This is a genomic window from Thermodesulfobacteriota bacterium, assembly GCA_040753795.1.
Lineage (GTDB): Bacteria > Desulfobacterota > Desulfobacteria > Desulfobacterales > Desulfosudaceae > JBFMDX01.
Map to the genome: position 1 here is coordinate 310,373 of JBFMDX010000001.1, position 16,261 is coordinate 326,633.

Annotated in this window: 17 protein-coding genes; 13 read left to right on the top strand and 4 right to left on the bottom strand. The window is 58.2% G+C overall.

All coding sequences use genetic code 11. From position 1 onward, the window contains the following. Positions 1 to 2: 2 nt before the first annotated feature. The gene (locus AB1724_01390; GenBank protein MEW6076445.1) at positions 3 to 839 is read right to left on the bottom strand and encodes an ATP-binding protein; all 837 of its coding nucleotides are present in this window, start codon (positions 837 to 839) and stop codon (positions 3 to 5) included. A gap of 149 nt (positions 840 to 988) precedes the next feature. Then, positions 989 to 1,981 carry an MBL fold metallo-hydrolase gene (locus AB1724_01395; GenBank protein ID MEW6076446.1) on the bottom strand — a complete coding sequence of 331 codons (993 nt, stop codon included), beginning with the start codon at positions 1,979 to 1,981 and terminating at the stop codon, positions 989 to 991. 203 nt (positions 1,982 to 2,184) lie between these two features. Here AB1724_01395 and AB1724_01400 point away from each other — a divergent pair, with 203 nt between their 5' ends. Further along, the gene (locus AB1724_01400) at positions 2,185 to 2,517 is read left to right on the top strand and encodes a DUF134 domain-containing protein (protein MEW6076447.1); all 333 of its coding nucleotides are present in this window, start codon (positions 2,185 to 2,187) and stop codon (positions 2,515 to 2,517) included. Positions 2,518 to 2,523: 6 nt separating this feature from the next. Beyond that, entirely contained in the window at positions 2,524 to 2,721 is a 198-nt protein-coding gene (locus tag AB1724_01405; GenBank protein ID MEW6076448.1) for a DUF5320 domain-containing protein, read from the top strand. A gap of 142 nt (positions 2,722 to 2,863) precedes the next feature. Here AB1724_01405 and AB1724_01410 read toward each other — a convergent pair whose 3' ends face one another. Beyond that, complete coding sequence (locus AB1724_01410; protein ID MEW6076449.1) at positions 2,864 to 3,106, bottom strand: DUF6868 family protein; 243 nt, start codon at positions 3,104 to 3,106, stop codon at positions 2,864 to 2,866. 198 nt (positions 3,107 to 3,304) lie between these two features. On the opposite strand from AB1724_01410, the gene AB1724_01415 reads away from it, so the two are divergent. The 8 genes from AB1724_01415 (at position 3,305) to AB1724_01450 (ending at position 10,637) form a co-directional block, all read left to right on the top strand. Further along, positions 3,305 to 3,997, top strand: coding sequence for an acetate--CoA ligase family protein (locus AB1724_01415; GenBank protein ID MEW6076450.1), 693 nt, complete (start codon positions 3,305 to 3,307; stop codon positions 3,995 to 3,997). Next, on the top strand, positions 3,994 to 5,466 hold the full coding sequence (locus AB1724_01420) for a CoA-binding protein (GenBank protein ID MEW6076451.1): 1,473 nt from the start codon (positions 3,994 to 3,996) through the stop codon (positions 5,464 to 5,466). Before AB1724_01415 ends, AB1724_01420 begins: the two co-directional genes overlap by 4 nt. 177 nt (positions 5,467 to 5,643) lie before the next feature. Then, a complete protein-coding gene (locus AB1724_01425) occupies positions 5,644 to 5,967 on the top strand; it encodes an Hpt domain-containing protein (GenBank protein ID MEW6076452.1) in 324 nt (107 codons plus the stop codon). A gap of 80 nt (positions 5,968 to 6,047) precedes the next feature. Then, a complete protein-coding gene (locus AB1724_01430; GenBank protein MEW6076453.1) occupies positions 6,048 to 7,172 on the top strand; it encodes a fused response regulator/phosphatase in 1,125 nt (374 codons plus the stop codon). A 129-nt stretch (positions 7,173 to 7,301) separates the two neighbouring features. Then, complete coding sequence (locus AB1724_01435; protein MEW6076454.1) at positions 7,302 to 7,775, top strand: ATP-binding protein; 474 nt, start codon at positions 7,302 to 7,304, stop codon at positions 7,773 to 7,775. 161 nt (positions 7,776 to 7,936) lie between these two features. Then, entirely contained in the window at positions 7,937 to 8,956 is a 1,020-nt protein-coding gene (locus tag AB1724_01440) for a DUF933 domain-containing protein (GenBank protein MEW6076455.1), read from the top strand. Positions 8,957 to 8,960: 4 nt separating this feature from the next. Then, complete coding sequence (locus AB1724_01445; protein MEW6076456.1) at positions 8,961 to 9,812, top strand: amidohydrolase family protein; 852 nt, start codon at positions 8,961 to 8,963, stop codon at positions 9,810 to 9,812. A gap of 87 nt (positions 9,813 to 9,899) precedes the next feature. Continuing rightward, positions 9,900 to 10,637, top strand: coding sequence for a DUF481 domain-containing protein (locus AB1724_01450; GenBank protein ID MEW6076457.1), 738 nt, complete (start codon positions 9,900 to 9,902; stop codon positions 10,635 to 10,637). Positions 10,638 to 10,706: 69 nt separating this feature from the next. Here AB1724_01450 and AB1724_01455 read toward each other — a convergent pair whose 3' ends face one another. Next, positions 10,707 to 12,197 carry an amidohydrolase family protein gene (locus AB1724_01455; GenBank protein ID MEW6076458.1) on the bottom strand — a complete coding sequence of 497 codons (1,491 nt, stop codon included), beginning with the start codon at positions 12,195 to 12,197 and terminating at the stop codon, positions 10,707 to 10,709. A 441-nt stretch (positions 12,198 to 12,638) separates the two neighbouring features. On the opposite strand from AB1724_01455, the gene AB1724_01460 reads away from it, so the two are divergent. The 3 genes from AB1724_01460 to AB1724_01470 all read left to right on the top strand — a co-directional run bounded on the left by AB1724_01460 (position 12,639) and on the right by AB1724_01470 (position 16,259). Then, positions 12,639 to 14,243, top strand: a complete 1,605-nt coding sequence (locus AB1724_01460) for a methyl-accepting chemotaxis protein (GenBank protein ID MEW6076459.1) — start codon at positions 12,639 to 12,641, stop codon at positions 14,241 to 14,243. 21 nt (positions 14,244 to 14,264) lie between these two features. After that, positions 14,265 to 15,005 (top strand): transporter substrate-binding domain-containing protein, encoded by a 741-nt coding sequence (locus AB1724_01465; protein MEW6076460.1) that lies wholly within the window; start codon positions 14,265 to 14,267, stop codon positions 15,003 to 15,005. Positions 15,006 to 15,458: 453 nt separating this feature from the next. Next, positions 15,459 to 16,259: an NUDIX hydrolase gene (locus AB1724_01470; protein MEW6076461.1), complete on the top strand. Its 801-nt coding sequence runs from the start codon at positions 15,459 to 15,461 to the stop codon at positions 16,257 to 16,259. Positions 16,260 to 16,261 lie beyond the last annotated feature (2 nt).

The window sequence follows — 16,261 nt, forward strand, 5'->3', positions numbered from 1 at the left end:
GATTATCCGGTTTTCCGTTGAATGTCGGTCATGAGCCGGGCAAACCGCTGTTTCATTCCGGGAATGGCCAGGCAGGCCGGAACGCCCCGGGAGTAGCTTTCGGCGATATCCCGCCGGTCCGGTATTTCCATCATGACGGGGATCCCTTGCCGTTCGGCATACCCCCGGGTTTCATCGGTCCCGGAGTCGCAGCGGTTGATGACGATGCCGCAGGGCAGCTTCATGGTCCGGACAGTTTCCACCGCCAGGATCAGGTCGTTTAATCCGAAAGGCGTGGGCTCGGTTACCAGCAGCACGAAGTCGGCGCCGGTCAGGGCGCTGATGACCGGGCAGGAAGTGCCCGGCGGCGCGTCGATGATATTGATCCGGCTGTCACTCATTTCCTGTTTGACGCGGTGAATCAGCGGCGGGGACATGGCTTCGCCCACACGCAGGCTGCCGTACACCAGTTCCACGGAACCGGCGGTTCCCCGGATCAGTTCGCCCAGCTCCCGGGTTCCGGCGGAAATGGCCCCGGCAGGGCAGACCATGAGGCAGCCCTCGCAGCTGTGGCACATTTCCGGAAAGGTCAGCACCGCCTTGCCCATCTGGACAATGGCGGAAAAACGGCAGATGGCATCGCAGGCCCCGCAGGCGGTGCAGCGTTTCAGATCTACCTCGGGGACCATGGCCGTGACCGTCGTCCGGGTTTCGTTTTCCGGCCGGATGAAAATATGGGCGTTAGGCTCTTCCACGTCGCAATCGAGCAGCCTCACCGGCGCTTCCAGCGACAGGGCCAGACTGGTGGCCACCGTGGTTTTGCCGGTGCCGCCCTTGCCTGATGCAATGGCGATAATCATGGCTTTATTCCCGCACCTTAAAAAGGCTCTTGCCCCAGGCTCAGCTTTCTGATTTTTTCTTTAATTGCGGCCGCAGCCGCCTCCCCTGCCTTATATTGCGGGTTGGCGGCCATCGCGTCACCATCGCGGATGACCGCCAACCGTTGACATCAGAAAACGATGGGTTGGCCGACTTTCAGATAATGGTATTTATCGCCCAGCGCCTGCCGGAACTGCTCCAGGGTCCAGTCGGAACTGTCGTGGGGGGAAAGGGCGACAAATTCCGGGTTGGCGGACTTAATGGCGTCAAGGGCGGATTTCACGTCCTTTTCATCGATTTTCTTCCATGGCGGTTTATCGTTTCCCACCAGGCTCTGGAGGTTGACGGGGCCGAGCATGATTCTCCCGCCGTTAACAGGATAATGAAGACCGCCGATAATGCCGAAGATCGGTTCGTCGAACAGGGCCCGGGTTCTTGCGATAATGCGTTCAATGGTCTGGTGTCCGCAGCCGATAATGATAACGATCCCCTTGCCCTCGACATTGACGGCCAGGCTGTGTTCCCTAGTATATCCAAGGAGGTAAAGGTTTCTGGGGATGACGCCGATGCTGGCCACGCCCCGGGCCAGCTTCCGGGGGCCGCTGATGACCTCGGGAACCGGCCCCGGATTCCAGCGCGAGGGGGCAATTTTTACCGGCGCGTATACCGGAATCCCGGGAACATTGACCGTTCCCTGAGACAGGCTGAAAGTTTTGGATCGCTGCTCGGCCATGCCGCCGACATGGTCCAGATGCGGGTGGCTGATGAAAAAGGCGGAGATATCACCCGGAGAAACGCCCAGCGCTTTCATGTTGTGGAGCAGGGGGGAGGGGTGTTCCTTTTTTTTGTTAAAGCCCGCGTCCATCAGGATGGTGGTCTCGTCCGCCTTGACCAGGTAGGATACCCCGGCTTCCGTCTTCAGCCGCTGGTCATCGGCGTAAAAGTCGACCAGCGGCAGGATAGTCAGTGATTTGACGGCGCCGAAGCCGGTCATTTTTTCAAGGCGGGCGGCGGTCCGTTCCCGCGATACCTTTCTGTTGCCGGCCGAAAGCCTGATCAGCGTCAGCAGAAAAATCAGAATCCCCACGGCCGCGATGGCGGCCAGACTGTAAACCAGTATCATGGGACGGCTCCTTATGGGCGGTTATGAGCATATTCTCATAACCAAAATAGTGCCGCCATCCCCCTCTGTCAAGAGATATCTTTTGGCGATCCCGGGAGGGGGCCGTGACCTTGTTTATTTTGGTCATATGATCAAAATTGCTCTTGACACCAATTTCTGCAAGGGTTATTTTTTTAATCAAAAGATCAAAAAAAGGATTGCCCATGCCCAGAAATAAAATCCCCCGGTTTGTTTCCGGATATCCGATGTCCAGCGCCCTGGTGCCGGAGGACCGGGTTCCGACCGGTGAGATCCTTCTGCCCGTGGAAGGCGTGGAGGCGATTCGTCTGTCTGATTTTGAAAAGCTGGATCAGGCCACCGCCGCCGACATTATGGGCGTTTCCAGGCAGACATACGGCCGGATCCTGGGCGAGGCGCGCGCCATTATCGCGGACGCGCTGATAACCAATAAAACCCTGCGGATCGGCGGGGGTGTTTACGAGATGCGCGGCGGCCAGGGGCAGTGCCGTCGCCGAAGACGATGCGGAAGGAGGTGATAAAAAATGCCGAGAAGAGATGGAACCGGTCCCGCGGGAGAGGGACCGAAAACAGGCAGAGGCGCGGGTAAGTGCGGTCCGGGCGTAAGCCAGGACCAGCCGGCCGGCCGGGGCCCAGGCCAGGGTCAGGGCCGGGGCTGGGGCGCCGGCGGAGGACAGGGCGGTCGCGGTCAAGGCGGCTGGGGACGGGGCGGCAACCGGTAAAGAACACCCTGGACGAGATCAACCGTCGTATTGCCGAGACGGATAAACCATCGGAATAGAAAAAGGACAATCCGATGATGACACCACCATGCACAATCCCCCTGCTCTCCCGCGGAAGGCAGGGGGATTTTTTTATCCGGAATCAGCCAACAATCTGGAGCGCCAGCCAGGGTGTCAGGTTCAACAGCATAATGCCGATTTTAAAGACGGCCATGGCGCCATAATGCAGGCCGTCAAAGGCCTCGACCGAAAGCCGGAACCATCTGCCGTGAAAACGATGCATCCAGTCGTGCGCCAGCGTAAAGACAAGAAACCACCACAGCAGGATCGCGTAGTTAATTACCATGCTCCAGCCCAAAATACCGCGGACAGCGTCTATGGTCATGGGAGTCCTCCTTTCCGGAAAAGTTGATCTTGATTCGTAATTTCCCTGCTGCAGGAGGCGGTTGTCAACCGATTTGTCGGCCGCGGTTCTTTTTTGCCTCTTGACACCGCTTTTTACCGGTTGTAGAAAAATCTAATGTTTTCTGTCGAGCGGGCAGGTATTCAAAATGGATCTCAAAATTAATACAGGGTGTGAAATATGGAAGCGGATAAAATGATCGCGGCGGCAATGAGCCGGGGACAGCGGGCCCTGTCCGAGCATGAGTCGAAACTGGTGCTGCAGGCCTACGGGGTGCCCGTCACCCGGGAAACCCTGGTCAACAGCAGGGATGGCGCGTTGGCTGCCGCCGGTCAAATCGGATATCCCCTTGTGCTCAAGGCCTGTTCCCCGGACCTGATGCATAAGAGCGAAGGCGGGTTTGTCATGGTCGGCCTGGCCAATGAGGCCGCGCTGCTGGAAGCCTACGATAAATTGACCGCTCGCCTGAAAGGAATGACGGCGGACATCCTGGTCCAGGAGATGATCAGCGGCAACCGCGAACTGGTGGTCGGCATGAACCGGGATCCCCAGTTCGGCCCCTGTGTCATGCTGGGCCTGGGCGGGATCATGACGGAGATTTTAAAGGATACGGTTTTCCGGATGGCGCCCATTGACGCCATCGAAGCCGCCGACATGGCCGACCAGCTCCGTTCCCGGAAAATGCTGGACGCTTTTCGCGGGCAGGCGCCGGTCGACCGGGAGTCGCTTTACCGCTGCCTGATCGCGGCCGGTCAGATCGGACTGGATCATGACGCGGTCCAGGAAATCGACATCAACCCCGTGCTGATTTCCGCCGCGGGCAAGGTCACGGCCGTGGACGCCCTGATCGTGTTAAGGAGTCAAGCCGGATGACGCCGACCATCGAACAACACCGCCTCTACCCCCTGACCTGCCCCCGGAGCATCGCCTTTTTCGGGGCGTCCAACAATTATTCTTCCATGGGCACCATCATTCTCCGGGCTTTGCTGGATTTTGGCTACGCCGGAGAGGTTTTCCCGGTTCACCCGAAGGAAACGACGGTTCAGGACCTGAAAGCCTACGCGCGGGTGGAAGACATCCCGGCGGTGCCGGATCTGGCGGTGGTGGTTCTGCCTACCCGGATCGTCTGTGAAACCATGGCCGTCTGCGGGGAAAAGGGCATCCGCAACGCCATTATCGTGTCCGGCGGCTTCAAGGAGACCGGGCCCGAGGGGGCCGGGCGGGAAAAGGAACTGATCCGGATCGCGGATCAATACGGCATCCGGATTATCGGCCCCAACTGCCTGGGCGTCACCAATACCCATCACCGGCTGAATACCACGCCTCACCGGTATCACGGCCAGGCCGGATTCGTGGGCCTGGCTTCCCAGAGCGGCAGCTTCGTGACCCAGATGTTTACCTACCTGGACAACCTGGGCCTGGGCTTCAGCACGGCCTTCAGCATCGGCAACGAAGCCAACACCGATCTGGTCGACTGTCTGGAATATCTCGGCGCCTGCCCGCATACCCGGGTCATCGCCCTTTATGTCGAAGCCATCCGCCGGGGCCGGGAATTCGTGGAGACGGCCCGCCGGATCGTGCCGCATAAACCCATCGTGGCCCTGTACGTCGGCGGATCGGAAACCGGCCGCAAGGCGGCGCTTTCCCATACCGGTTCCATGTCCGGACCGGACGACCTGTACGACGGCATCTTCCGCCAGAGCGGGGTGGTGCGCGCGGCCTCCCTGGCGGAGTTGTTTGATTTTTGCATGGCTTTCGGGCAGCTGCCGGAACCCGCCGGCGACAACGTGTTCGTCCAGACCCATTCCGGCGGTCCCGGCGCCGTGGCCGCAGATGCCTGCGGCCGGGCGGGGCTGATGCTGCCGGAACCGTCCGAGTCCACCAAAGCCAGGATCGCCGAACTGGTGCCGGCCACGGGCAGCATCAGAAATCCCATCGACGTAACCTTTACCAAGGATATCGTGCAGTTTTTTTCGTCCCTGCCCCAGGCGCTGCTGGATGATCCCCAATGTCATCTTCTTTTGCTCTATTACTATCTGCCGGCGGACATGATCAAAAGGGCCCTGGTCCGGATGGGCGTGCCCCGGCAGGACCTGGACGCGAAAATCGAAGAGATCGCGAAGATGATGTGTGACAATATCCGGCAGATGATCGACTCCCGGAAAAAGCCGATCGTCTGCTTTTCCTACCAGGAGCGCGGCGAGACCGCCATGAAAATGCTGGCGCAGGCCGGTATCCCCTTTTATCAGGGACCGGAGCGGGCCATCCGCTCCATCCGCGCCATGATCGATTACCGCAACTATAAACGGAAGCTGGCCGCCCAGGTTGCCGGAATCCGATGACGGCCATGCCCTACCGGGATTCCTGAAGGCATCCGCTCCGCCGCTATCGATTGTCCCGGCGGGGAATTTTCTGTTGCGTTTCAGGCGGGTTGTTAGTATAATTTTTTTAAATAATCGTTCCATATGGTTATCACTCCCATCATCTAAAGCGGGACTAACCATCACCAGTCGGACTTTATGGATATAAAAAAACTTTCAGATGTCCACGGATTAACGGTGGAAGAATTTTCGGGGATTCTGAAGGTCTTTATCGAGACGGCCGGAATCGATATTCAAAAAATCCGGACAGCGGTGGGAAAGGGAGACGCTTTTGCCGCCGGTGAAGCGGCCCACTCCTTAAAGGGGGCCGCCGGCAACCTGGGATTCATGGAGATGTCGGAACTGGCCCGGGCCGCGGAAATACAAGCCGGAAAAAACGAACTGGGGAACATCGTTTCGGCGCTTCCGGCTTTGATCAGTCATTTGGAAGAGATTAAAACCCAGTTGCAGGAAGGCGGTTAAGACCTTTCCTTCTCCGGCGCGTCTTATTCCGGCCGCCGGCGCCTGTTGTTGCCAACCCCTTGATTCTCAGCGAGTGTGTTATGGATGAATCTCAGAAAAAATTCTCTATCCTGGTCGTAGATGACAATCTTCTGAATTTGAAGCTGCTCGCGACGACGCTGGATAATCACGGCTACAAGACCTTTACCGCCCTGGATGGCCCCACGGCCCGGCATTTTGCCGAAAACGAGTCCCCGGATATCATCCTTCTGGATGTCAAGATGCCGGGAGAAGACGGATTTGAGGTCATTGCCAAGCTCAAAAAGAATCCGGCGACCGCTTCCATTCCCGTCATCTTTCTTTCCGGGGTCAACGAACTGGAATCAAAGCTGACCGGCTTTGACCTGGGCGCCGTGGATTATATCACCAAGCCGTTCCATCCCCTGGAAGTGCTGGCCCGGGTGCAGCTGCATCTGAAGCTCTCGGTGGCCACCAACTCCCTCATCAGTAATCAGGCCGATAAACTCAAGCAGATCACCGAAGCCCAGACCTCCATGCTGACCACCCCGGAGACCGAGCCGGGAGCGGGGTTCGGCGTATACTACTGCGCCGTGGAAGAGGCCAGCGGTGATTTTTACGACGTGCTGCCGATTTCCGAAGACATCTACGGATATTTCGTGGCCGATTTTTCCGGCCATGATATCAAGACAAGCTACATGACCTCTTCCGTCAAGGCGCTGCTGAAGCAGAACTGCACGCCCGTTTACCGGCCCATGGAAAGCGTCAAGATCATGAACGATGTCCTTCTGAAGATACTTCCCGAGGATAAATTTCTGACTGCCTGTTATGCCTGCCTGAACCGGAAAACCAGGGAAATGACCGTTGTCAACGCCGGTCATCCGCCGGTCGTTTACGTGGCGGCCAGGGGGAAACCCAAGTTCATCGGACTGAAGGGGGATGTGCTGGGAAGTTTTTCCGATGTCGCCTTCGGGCAGAAGCAGCTCAAGGTAACGAGCGGGGACCGGTTTTATATTTATTCCGACGGCCTGATTGAATCGTCCAAGAAAAAACGGTACTGGACGGAAGGCGGCGGGGAACTGCTGGAGGCCTGCAAGGATGTGGCGTCGCTGCCGGTGACGGAGGCGCCCGAGAAAATCATGCAGATCATGGGGAAAAATCCGGCCACCTGTGAGGATGATATTGTCGTTCTGGCCATAGAGGTATAATCGTCGCGTTCCCGGCGCGTACCGGCAATGTAACGAATGACGCCGCCGGCGCGGGTCTTCGGACTCAATCTGACTTGGCAGGGGGATTACGGCCGGCGGATGATCGCGCACCCGTTGAAGAACAGTCCTATGTCGAAAGAAAAAGATATCTCTGTCGTTTACGACCAGCGCCGCCTGGTGGTGCGGTTTCCTTCCCTGGTGGATCACATCAACCGGGTGGAAGACGAGACCCGGCAATTCCTTGAAAAGAACGGGCTGTCCGGTGAGTTCTTCCCGGTGTGCCTGGTGATGCGCGAAAGCCTTTTAAACGCCGTCAAGCACGGCAACCGCCTGGATCCCCGCAAGACGGTGACATACACCCTCACCCTTGCCGACGACATGCTTACCATTGAAGTCGAAGATCAGGGCGAAGGCTTTGACTGGCGGTCCATTCCGCTTTCCCCCCCTTCCCAGGAGGCTGAAAACGGGCGGGGAATCTTTATCATGCGGCGCTATTTCCCCAAATTGACGTATAACGGTAAAGGCAACAAGCTGACCATGGCACGATCCCGCCGCGCTGAAGATGTTATGGTCCGGAAAAAGACGGGCGCGGGGAAGCGATAAGGTCAACAGGTGAACCCCGGCCGGGTGAGTGGTTTTCCTCCCGGCCTTGCACAGCGGGTGGTTTTGTAGTACGAAACGGGTATAAAGCCCGTTTTTTTATTTTAACCGATACCTGGACGCGGCAGTTTCCAACCCTGCCGTTTTTTGAGAGAGATATAGCGATGAAACTTGGTATAGTCGGCCTGGAAGGGGCCGGAAAAACAACGCTGTTCGAAGCCCTGACGCGGTCGGAGGCGGATGCCGGCCACCGCAACGAAGACCGGCTGGCCGTCATACCGGTGCCGGACCGGCGGGTGGATGTGCTGACCGGCATGTACAAGCCGCGCAAAACCATCTACGCCCAGATCGAATACTGTCTGCCGGCGGGAATCAAAAAAAACGAACGGGAAACCCGCTGGAATTCGGTCAAGGAGTGCGACGCCCTGATTCAGGTGGTGCGGAACTTCGAGCTGCCGGGAGGAGATCCGGCGACGCCGTACAAGGACATGGCCGCCCTGGACGAGGAATTCATCCTGGCCGATTACATGGTGGTGGAAAAACGCCTCGAGCGGATCGAAGCCGACAGCAAGCGGGGCAAGAAGGGGGACCCGGGCGAACTGACGCTGTTGCGGCAGGCCCGGGAAATGCTGGAATCCAATCAGCCCCTGAGGCAGAACGCCGAAATCAGCGTCTCTCCCCTGATGAGAGGGTTTACCTTCCTGTCCGCTAAACCCGCCCTGGTATTGATTAATAATGATGACGATAATCAAGGCCTCCCCCCGGGCGAACCGCCGGCGGGAGCCGACCTGATGGTGGTCCGGGGGCGGCTGGAGCATGAGATATCCCGCATGTCGGATGAAGAGGCGGCCGACTTTTTAAAGGAGTTCGCCATCGACGAACCGGCCACCGCCCGGGCCATCAAGCGGTCCTATCAGACGCTGGGGTTGATTTCCTTTTTTACCGTGGGCGAAGACGAAGTCCGGGCCTGGACCATCAAAAAAGAAACGCCGGCCGTCAAGGCCGCCGGGGTGATTCATTCGGACATGGAAAAGGGGTTTATCCGGGCCGAAGTGGTCGCCTATGACGACCTGATCAGCGCCGGCAGTTACGCTGAGGCCCGCAAGAGAGGCACCACCCGCCTGGAAGGCAAGACCTATATCATGGCGGACGGCGATATCGTTACCATCCGTTTTAATGTGTAGACCCATGAAGATTGATTTCCATACCCATATATTCCCCGATCCGGTCCGGCACAACCGGTCCGGCTATTTTGCCGGCGAGCCGGCCTTCCGCCTGCTGTACGAGCCGGAGAAATCGAAAATGGCTTCAGCCGAAGAATTGATCGCCTGCCTGGATGAAAGCGGCGTGGACATGGCCGTCACCTTCGGTTTTCCCTGGGAGAACCCGGATCTGGCCCTGGCCCACAACGATTATATCATCGAGGCCCAGCGGCGTTATCCCGGCCGGCTGGCCGGTTTCTGCTGCCTGGACATGTACGGGGGCGACCCTGCCGCCGAGGTGGAACGCTGCCTTGACGCCGGCCTTTACGGGGTGGGGGAACTGGCTTTTTACCAGTCCGGAATCGACGCTGAGGCCGTCCGGCGGCTGGCGCCGGTCATGGCCGTGTGCCGCGAGCGCGGCAAGCCGGTCATGATCCACACCAACGAACCCGTGGGGCACCCGTACCCCGGCAAGACGCCCATTACCGTGCGGCAGATTTACGATCTGGCCGCGGCCTTCCCGGACAACCGCATCGTGCTGGCCCACTGGGGCGGCGGGGTGTTCTTCTATAACCTGCTGAAAAGAGAAGCCCGGGAAGTGCTGAAAAACGTCTGGTACGACACCGCCGCCTCGCCCTACCTGTACGAGGCCGATATCTACCGCATCGCCGGCGGGCTGGCCGGCCCGGACAAAATCCTCTGGGGCACGGACTTTCCGCTGCTCAAGCCCGCCCGGTATTTTAAAGAAATGGATCAGGCCGGCCTGAGCGGGCCTGACCGTGACGCCCTTCTCGGCGGCAACGCCGCCGCGTTCCTGGGTCTATCCCGGGAGACCTGATGCTTGGCGGCCCGCGGCACGAACGAACACACGGATGACGTTTTTGTGCCATATTATCAACCTTGGCTATTTGAAAAAGGAGGTCGTATGAAACGTGGACTATTGCCTGTTATGGTTATGATGCTGCTGCTGGCCGCAGGTCTTGCCGGTGCCGAAGGGGAAAAACCCTGGAAGGGCAGCGGTGAAATCGGATTTCTCCAGACGACCGGCAATTCGGAAACAGAGTCGTTAAAAGTCAAATCCGGCTTTTCGTATGAGCAAGGGCATATGCTGGGGGAATTGAAGCTGGGCGCGATTTACAGTTCCGAAGAAACGGAAGTCGATGGCGTCAAAGAAGATAAAACCTCCGCTGAAAAGTATAGCGCCGCCGCCAAAGGAGGGTATAAATTTACCGATGTCGATTACGTTTTTGCAATCGCCGATTACGTGGACGACCGGTTCAGCGGCTATGATTACCGGACTAATTATGGCGTTGGTTACGGCAGAAAGATCATCAATACCGAAACCGTCAAGCTGGTCGCGGAAATCGGCCCCGGTTACCGTTATGACAAACAGGACGACGGCACCCTGGAAAACGAAGCGGTGGCTCGCGGTTATCTGATGTGCAGTTATAATTTTTCCGAGACCGCCGCATTGCAGCAGGAGCTGACCATTCTGGCCGGCTCGGACAACACCAACACCAAATCCGTTACCGCCTTAAAAGCGCAAATCGTGGGCGCCCTGTCCATGAAGGCTTCCTATACCCTGGATCACAACTCCCAGGTTCCTGAAGACAAGAACAAGACCGACAGAGAGACGGCACTGACGCTGGTTTACGATTTTTAATCCGCACGTTTGCCGGGTCGATCCGGGAACGGTCGAAAGACGGCTGTTCCCGGATCCGGCCAGCCGTGTCTACCCCTTTTCCCGGCGATAGACCAGTCTCCCGCCCATGAATACCATCTCCGGCCTGGCCGCGTTTTGCACGGTTTCCAGGGGATTGTCCCGGAAAACAACCAGGTCGGCCAGTTTACCCGGTTCCACCGAACCCAGGTTATCCTCTTCCCGGATCAGGCGGGCGTTGTTGAGGGTGGCCATGCGCAGGATGTCGGCCGGCCGCATGCCCTGCTCCTCCAGCAGCCGCATCTCCAGAACCATGGCGCCGGGAAAGATGAGCGGCACGCCGCCGTCATTGCCGCAGCCGAAAGTCACCCCCGCCCGGTAAAGATCGATGGTGTTCAGGGCGCCGTCGTTGGCCGCCGCGTTCATGACGGTCGGGTCCGGCCAGGGAAAGAGATGCCGGGATTCGTATGACGCCGGATCGCACAGCCGGCGGTGATACTTGAGGGTGCTCCCGGCCAGTTCCGGTTCGCAGAACTCTTCGATCAGGGCCGGCATGGACTGTCGCCGTTCCTGCTCGATCCGCACGGAGAACCCCTTGCCCCAGTTGACGTCCCCATGCCGGGGATAGGCCAGGGCGAAAGCCACCGAGGCGGTGGGGATGATGGTGTGCCCGTTGTCGATGATCCGGCGGGCGGCGGCCTCGGGGATCCCCTTGTCCGTGGCCATATGCTCCAGGGACGGCACACCGGCGTCCAGCCCCGTCATCAGCCCGTCCAGGGTGGTGTGGTGCATGGCCACGTATTTTCCCAGTCGTTCCGCCTCATCCTGAATGGCCCGGACGGTCGTACCGTCCATGACCGGGATGGTGCTGCCCGGCATCAGCAGTTCCCGCGGCTGCTGGAAAAGCTTGATGAAGTTGGCGCCTCTGTCCGCCGCCCGCCGCACGGCCAGTCGCCCTTCTTCGGGCGTGTCCACCGGCTGCCAGAAGGGCGTTTTCTTGAAAAAAGGCAGCATCCGGTCGGTGTAGCCGTCGCGCACGTCCAGAGCGCTGCTCCACTGGATACGCGGTCCCAGGACGTCCCCGCGGCCGATCTTGTGGCGCAGATCCTCCAGGAACACGCCCATGGACAGCATGTCGCGGACCGTGGTCACCCCGTGCCGGACGCACTCTTCGGCGTTCCGTTCCAGTTGCCTTTCAAAGGCCATGATCATGCCCGGGCCGAACCCCATGGCGCCGGACAGGGACATGTGACAGTGGGCGTTGATGATGCCGGGCATTACCCAGGCGCCTTTAAGGTCTAGCGTTCTATCGGCCGCGGCCGGTCGCTCCGCTTCCGGCGGCAGGACGGCCGCGATGCGTCTGTTCCGGATCAGCAGGGCGTGATCCTTGAGCGCGATCCCCCGGGCCACGTCGATGATCGAACATCCGGTCAGCAGGAGATAATCCTCCGGCCGGGCCAGCGGTTCAGGCGCGACCCGGCGGGGGCTGAGCCTGGCGCAGGAATTCGTGGCGGTTCCCATGGCCGCCAGAGCGGCGAGCTGAAGAAACTGTCGTCGGTTCATAAAGTAAATTCCTTGCTATGATGATATTGCATGTCGTCTTGAGAGACTGTGTAAAAATGACCCATCAAGTATAGTCCAATATCGCAGGAGAAGGAAATCCGGATTTCCCGTTTTATTGGACATCGATCCGGTTCAGCCCGCCGTTCATTTATACACTGGTCCCTGCCAGCCGCTTTCCGGTAGAAAAGCACTCGGGTCGATATTGTTAAAATACAAATAGAATACAAAAGCTTGAACAGAATCTCATGCTCCCTGGCGCAGCTTGGCCGCCCGTGGCACATCTTTTGCTGAAATTTTCATAAGCGGCAATCTCATCATTATCCTTCGCGTAAGAGGGATGATCGATCGGTTATCACGGGTTGAATGCGTCTTGCCCCATTGATTCTGAACCACCCCTATCTGGAGCCGCTGATGTCAATAATTAAACAGGGAGAGGTCGCCATGCAATCAGAAAACAAAACCGTTTCCTGGAGCCGGAGCCTGCAATTCAAGATCGGTCTGTCCCTTGTCCTGTTGAGCACCCTGGTGCTGGCCGGGTTCGGCGTGATCCAGTATTTGAGCATGCGGTCGGAAAGCCGGGTGATGCTCAATTCCGTTGCCGATGCCGTCATGAAGCGCCTGGTGGAAAACCTGGCCGGCCCCCTGTGGAGCTTCGACGACCAGCAGCGGGATGCCGTTATCCTGGGTGAAATGCGCGAGCAGGTCCTGCAGGGTGTGATCGTGAAGGACCCCCAGGGCCGGCTGCTGACGGGAAAAACCCGGGACGCGGACTGGAACGTCATTGATACCCGGGAGGCGCTCCCGGATTTCGGCATTACCCGCTCCCAGCCTATTCTGAAAGACAATGAACCGCTGGGGTCGGTTGAGCTTTCCGTTTCTACCCGCCTTATGAAAGAAACCCTGAACCGGGAAATCATCAACATGGCCGTTTTGATTCTCCTGCTCGACGGGGTGCTGCTGGGGTTTTTTGCAGTGGCGCTGCGCTGGTTTCTGATCAGGCCCATCAACCGGCTCCTCGAGATCGCCGACGGGGTGGCGGAAGGGGATTTCCGTCAGCAGTTCGATTTTGGTCAGCAGGATGAGATCGGGCGCCTGGCCCGCTCCCTGCAGCGTATGATCAGGCAATTGACCGAAGTCATCGTTCAGGTCAAGTTCGCGGCTGACAGTGTGTCCGACAGGAGCCGTCAGATCAATCAGAGCGCGGAACAGATGTCGACCGGCGCCACCCAGCAGGCGGCCTCCGCCGAAGAGGCGTCCTCGTCCATGGAAGAGATGGCGTCCAATATTCAGCAGAACGCGGATAATTCCATGCAGACCGACAAAATCGCCACCCAGGCGGCCCGGGACGCCGAGGAAGGCGGCCGCACCGTGCTGGAGACGGTGGCCTCCATGAAGCAGATCACCGAAAAAATTTCCATTATCGAGGAGATCGCGCGGCAGACCAACTTGCTGGCGTTAAACGCCGCCATTGAAGCGGCCCGGGCCGGTGAACACGGCAAGGGATTTGCGGTGGTCGCCGCCGAAGTGAGAAAACTGGCGGAACGAAGCCAGATGGCCGCGGGCGAAATCAACCGGTTGGCTGATTCCAGCATGCAGGTGGCCGAGAGTTCCGGACAGATGCTGGGCCGGCTGGTGCCGGATATCAAGAAAACCGCCGAGCTGGTGCAGGAAATTTCCGCGGCCAGCAATGAGATGAACTCCGGTGTTGACCAGATCAACCGGGCCATTCAACAGCTGGAGCAGGTCATCCAGCAAAATGCTTCCGCCTCGGAAGAGTTGTCCTCGACTGCCGAAGACCTGGCCGGCCAGTCGGAGCGGTTGACGGAGATAATCAACTACTTCAAGGTCAATGCCAATGGACGGCATCAGCCAGACAGCGTCCGGACGCAACATCTCGATAATTCGCCGGCTCGTTCTGGCAAACCCCTCCCGGCTGATTCCGGTATAAAAGAAAAGGGGATCTTACTGATCGAGAAGCGGCATCATTTACGGAAAAAGGGGAAATCGCCCGGAGATCCGGGTGACGAGGCCTTTGAAAGATATTAATCGGTAAAAAAGGAGGACCGGATGAAAAAGATTATAATGCTGATCGCGTGCGTTGCCTTGGCCGTGAGCCTTGGTGCCGGCAGTCCCGGGGCGGAAACAATTCGAATCGGGACCTTTCCGATTCCGCTGATGGTGATTGATAAGGATAACGGTGTTTTTATTGAACTGACCAAAACCATAGCCGAAAGAGCCGGCCTGCAGGTTGAGATCACGGTTATTCCGCCCAAGCGGGCCATTAACGATTTTTCCGAAAAGCAGGTGGATGTTCTTTTCCCCGCCCTTGACGTCAATTTTTCTTCCGAAAAGATGCCGCTGAAATCATCCGAACTGATCTATGTGAAAAAGGATTTTGCCTTCACCATGAAGGGATCGTCTCCGCTTGCCACCATTAAGGACCTGGAAGGCAAAACCGTCGGTATCACCCTGGGGTATCCCTATGCCAGGGAATTAACGGAAAATCCACTCATCCGGATCGAATCGGCCCAGTCCGATGAATTGAGCGCAAAAATGCTGGAGGCGGGGCGGACCCAGGCGTTTGTGGTCGAAGAGAAGTCCGGGCTGAAGGCCTTTGAGAATACGGGGCTGAAAGACAAAATACAGTATGATCCTTCCCGGCCGCTTTCCCAGCAGGATGTTTACTACGCCTTTCAGAAAGACGGAAAAGGGGAAAATTTAGACCGGATATTTTCAAAAACGCTCGCCGAAATGAAACAGGACGGAACGTTCGCGAAGATTATGCAAAAGGCTGAAACGCAGAAGTAACCGGCTGACAGGGCGATTATCACAAGATCATGGATGCCGTGGACCCGCCCTTTTCAGACTGGCAGCCGTAATAATGACGGCGGACAGTCTTTTATATAACCGTACCACAGAGGATAAGGGGTGTCGGGTGATTGCCCGGCATCCCTTATCCATTTTTATGGGTACCTCATGGCATGGACTGATCTGGATTTTTCGCGCCGGCGCAGAAATCAAACGTCCCGTGACCGGCGTCAAAACCTGAAGGCGGCTGTAGCGATGGTCGAAAAGCGTCAATACGTTTTGACACGGGTGAGGGGTATCGTTACAATACAGCCGTCTTGTCGGCGGCAGGGGCGACCCGCCGGTCGCCCCTGCGTGGGACGAACCGTCATGGGCATGCCGTCGTGGCCGGTCTCTGTCGCCGGTAATATGTAGGGGCGACCCGCGGTCGCCCCATGAATAAAGAAAGAGACGATGAACGAACAGAAAATAAACGCTCCCATCCCGTCGGCCACGATCATTCTCGGCCGTGACCGCGGAGACGCCATTGAAATGTTTATGGTCAAACGCAACCGCCGGATCGATTTCGCGGCCGGAGCGCTGGTTTTTCCCGGCGGTCGGGTGGACGTCGACGACACGGCACCTGGTGTTATCCGGCGATGCGGGGGGGCGATGAATCAGTGCCGGGAACCGGATCCGGGGTTTTATGTGGCCGCCATCCGGGAGGTATATGAGGAAAGCGGTATCCTGCTGGTAAGAGAAGGCGGCGCCGCGACGATCATTTCCCCCGAGCGTCTGGCCGGTTTTGAGGACAAACGCCGCGCGCTCTGCGCCGGCGAATTGAAATTCAGCGAGCTGCTGGAAAACGAGGATCTTTACCCCGCCTGCGACCGCCTGACCCCCTTTGCTCACTGGATTACCCCCGAATTCATGCCCAAACGATTCGACACCTGGTTTTTTGTCGCGGACGCGCCTGACGGGCAGGTCGGCTCTCATGACGGTTCCGAATCCGTCGACTCCCTTTGGATTACACCGGCGGACGTCCTCACCGGCGCCTCCGGGGGGCGATTCATGGTGATATTTCCCACCCGCATGAACATCGCCAAAATGGCCCGGTTTTGCTGTCTTGATGAAGCACGCTCATATTGCCTGGAACACCCCGCTATTCCCGTGCTGCCCAGAATGGAGCAGCGCGCCGGCGGACCGGTGCTCTGTATCCCGGCCGAGGCGGATTACGGCCTCACGGAAGAGTCCGTGGCCAACCTCGGTTTTTAGGT

Bases quoted from the DNA above. Each gene is read 5' to 3' on its own strand.
- AB1724_01390 (MEW6076445.1), bottom strand. From the start codon at position 839: ATGATTATCGCCATTGCATCAGGCAAGGGCGGCACCGGCAAAACCACG.
- AB1724_01395 (MEW6076446.1), bottom strand. From the start codon at position 1,981: ATGATACTGGTTTACAGTCTGGCCGCCATCGCGGCCGTGGGGATTCTG.
- AB1724_01400 (MEW6076447.1), top strand. From the start codon at position 2,185: ATGCCCAGAAATAAAATCCCCCGGTTTGTTTCCGGATATCCGATGTCC.
- AB1724_01405 (MEW6076448.1), top strand. From the start codon at position 2,524: ATGCCGAGAAGAGATGGAACCGGTCCCGCGGGAGAGGGACCGAAAACA.
- AB1724_01410 (MEW6076449.1), bottom strand. From the start codon at position 3,106: ATGACCATAGACGCTGTCCGCGGTATTTTGGGCTGGAGCATGGTAATT.
- AB1724_01415 (MEW6076450.1), top strand. From the start codon at position 3,305: ATGGAAGCGGATAAAATGATCGCGGCGGCAATGAGCCGGGGACAGCGG.
- AB1724_01420 (MEW6076451.1), top strand. From the start codon at position 3,994: ATGACGCCGACCATCGAACAACACCGCCTCTACCCCCTGACCTGCCCC.
- AB1724_01425 (MEW6076452.1), top strand. From the start codon at position 5,644: ATGGATATAAAAAAACTTTCAGATGTCCACGGATTAACGGTGGAAGAA.
- AB1724_01430 (MEW6076453.1), top strand. From the start codon at position 6,048: ATGGATGAATCTCAGAAAAAATTCTCTATCCTGGTCGTAGATGACAAT.
- AB1724_01435 (MEW6076454.1), top strand. From the start codon at position 7,302: ATGTCGAAAGAAAAAGATATCTCTGTCGTTTACGACCAGCGCCGCCTG.
- AB1724_01440 (MEW6076455.1), top strand. From the start codon at position 7,937: ATGAAACTTGGTATAGTCGGCCTGGAAGGGGCCGGAAAAACAACGCTG.
- AB1724_01445 (MEW6076456.1), top strand. From the start codon at position 8,961: ATGAAGATTGATTTCCATACCCATATATTCCCCGATCCGGTCCGGCAC.
- AB1724_01450 (MEW6076457.1), top strand. From the start codon at position 9,900: ATGAAACGTGGACTATTGCCTGTTATGGTTATGATGCTGCTGCTGGCC.
- AB1724_01455 (MEW6076458.1), bottom strand. From the start codon at position 12,197: ATGAACCGACGACAGTTTCTTCAGCTCGCCGCTCTGGCGGCCATGGGA.
- AB1724_01460 (MEW6076459.1), top strand. From the start codon at position 12,639: ATGCAATCAGAAAACAAAACCGTTTCCTGGAGCCGGAGCCTGCAATTC.
- AB1724_01465 (MEW6076460.1), top strand. From the start codon at position 14,265: ATGAAAAAGATTATAATGCTGATCGCGTGCGTTGCCTTGGCCGTGAGC.
- AB1724_01470 (MEW6076461.1), top strand. From the start codon at position 15,459: ATGAACGAACAGAAAATAAACGCTCCCATCCCGTCGGCCACGATCATT.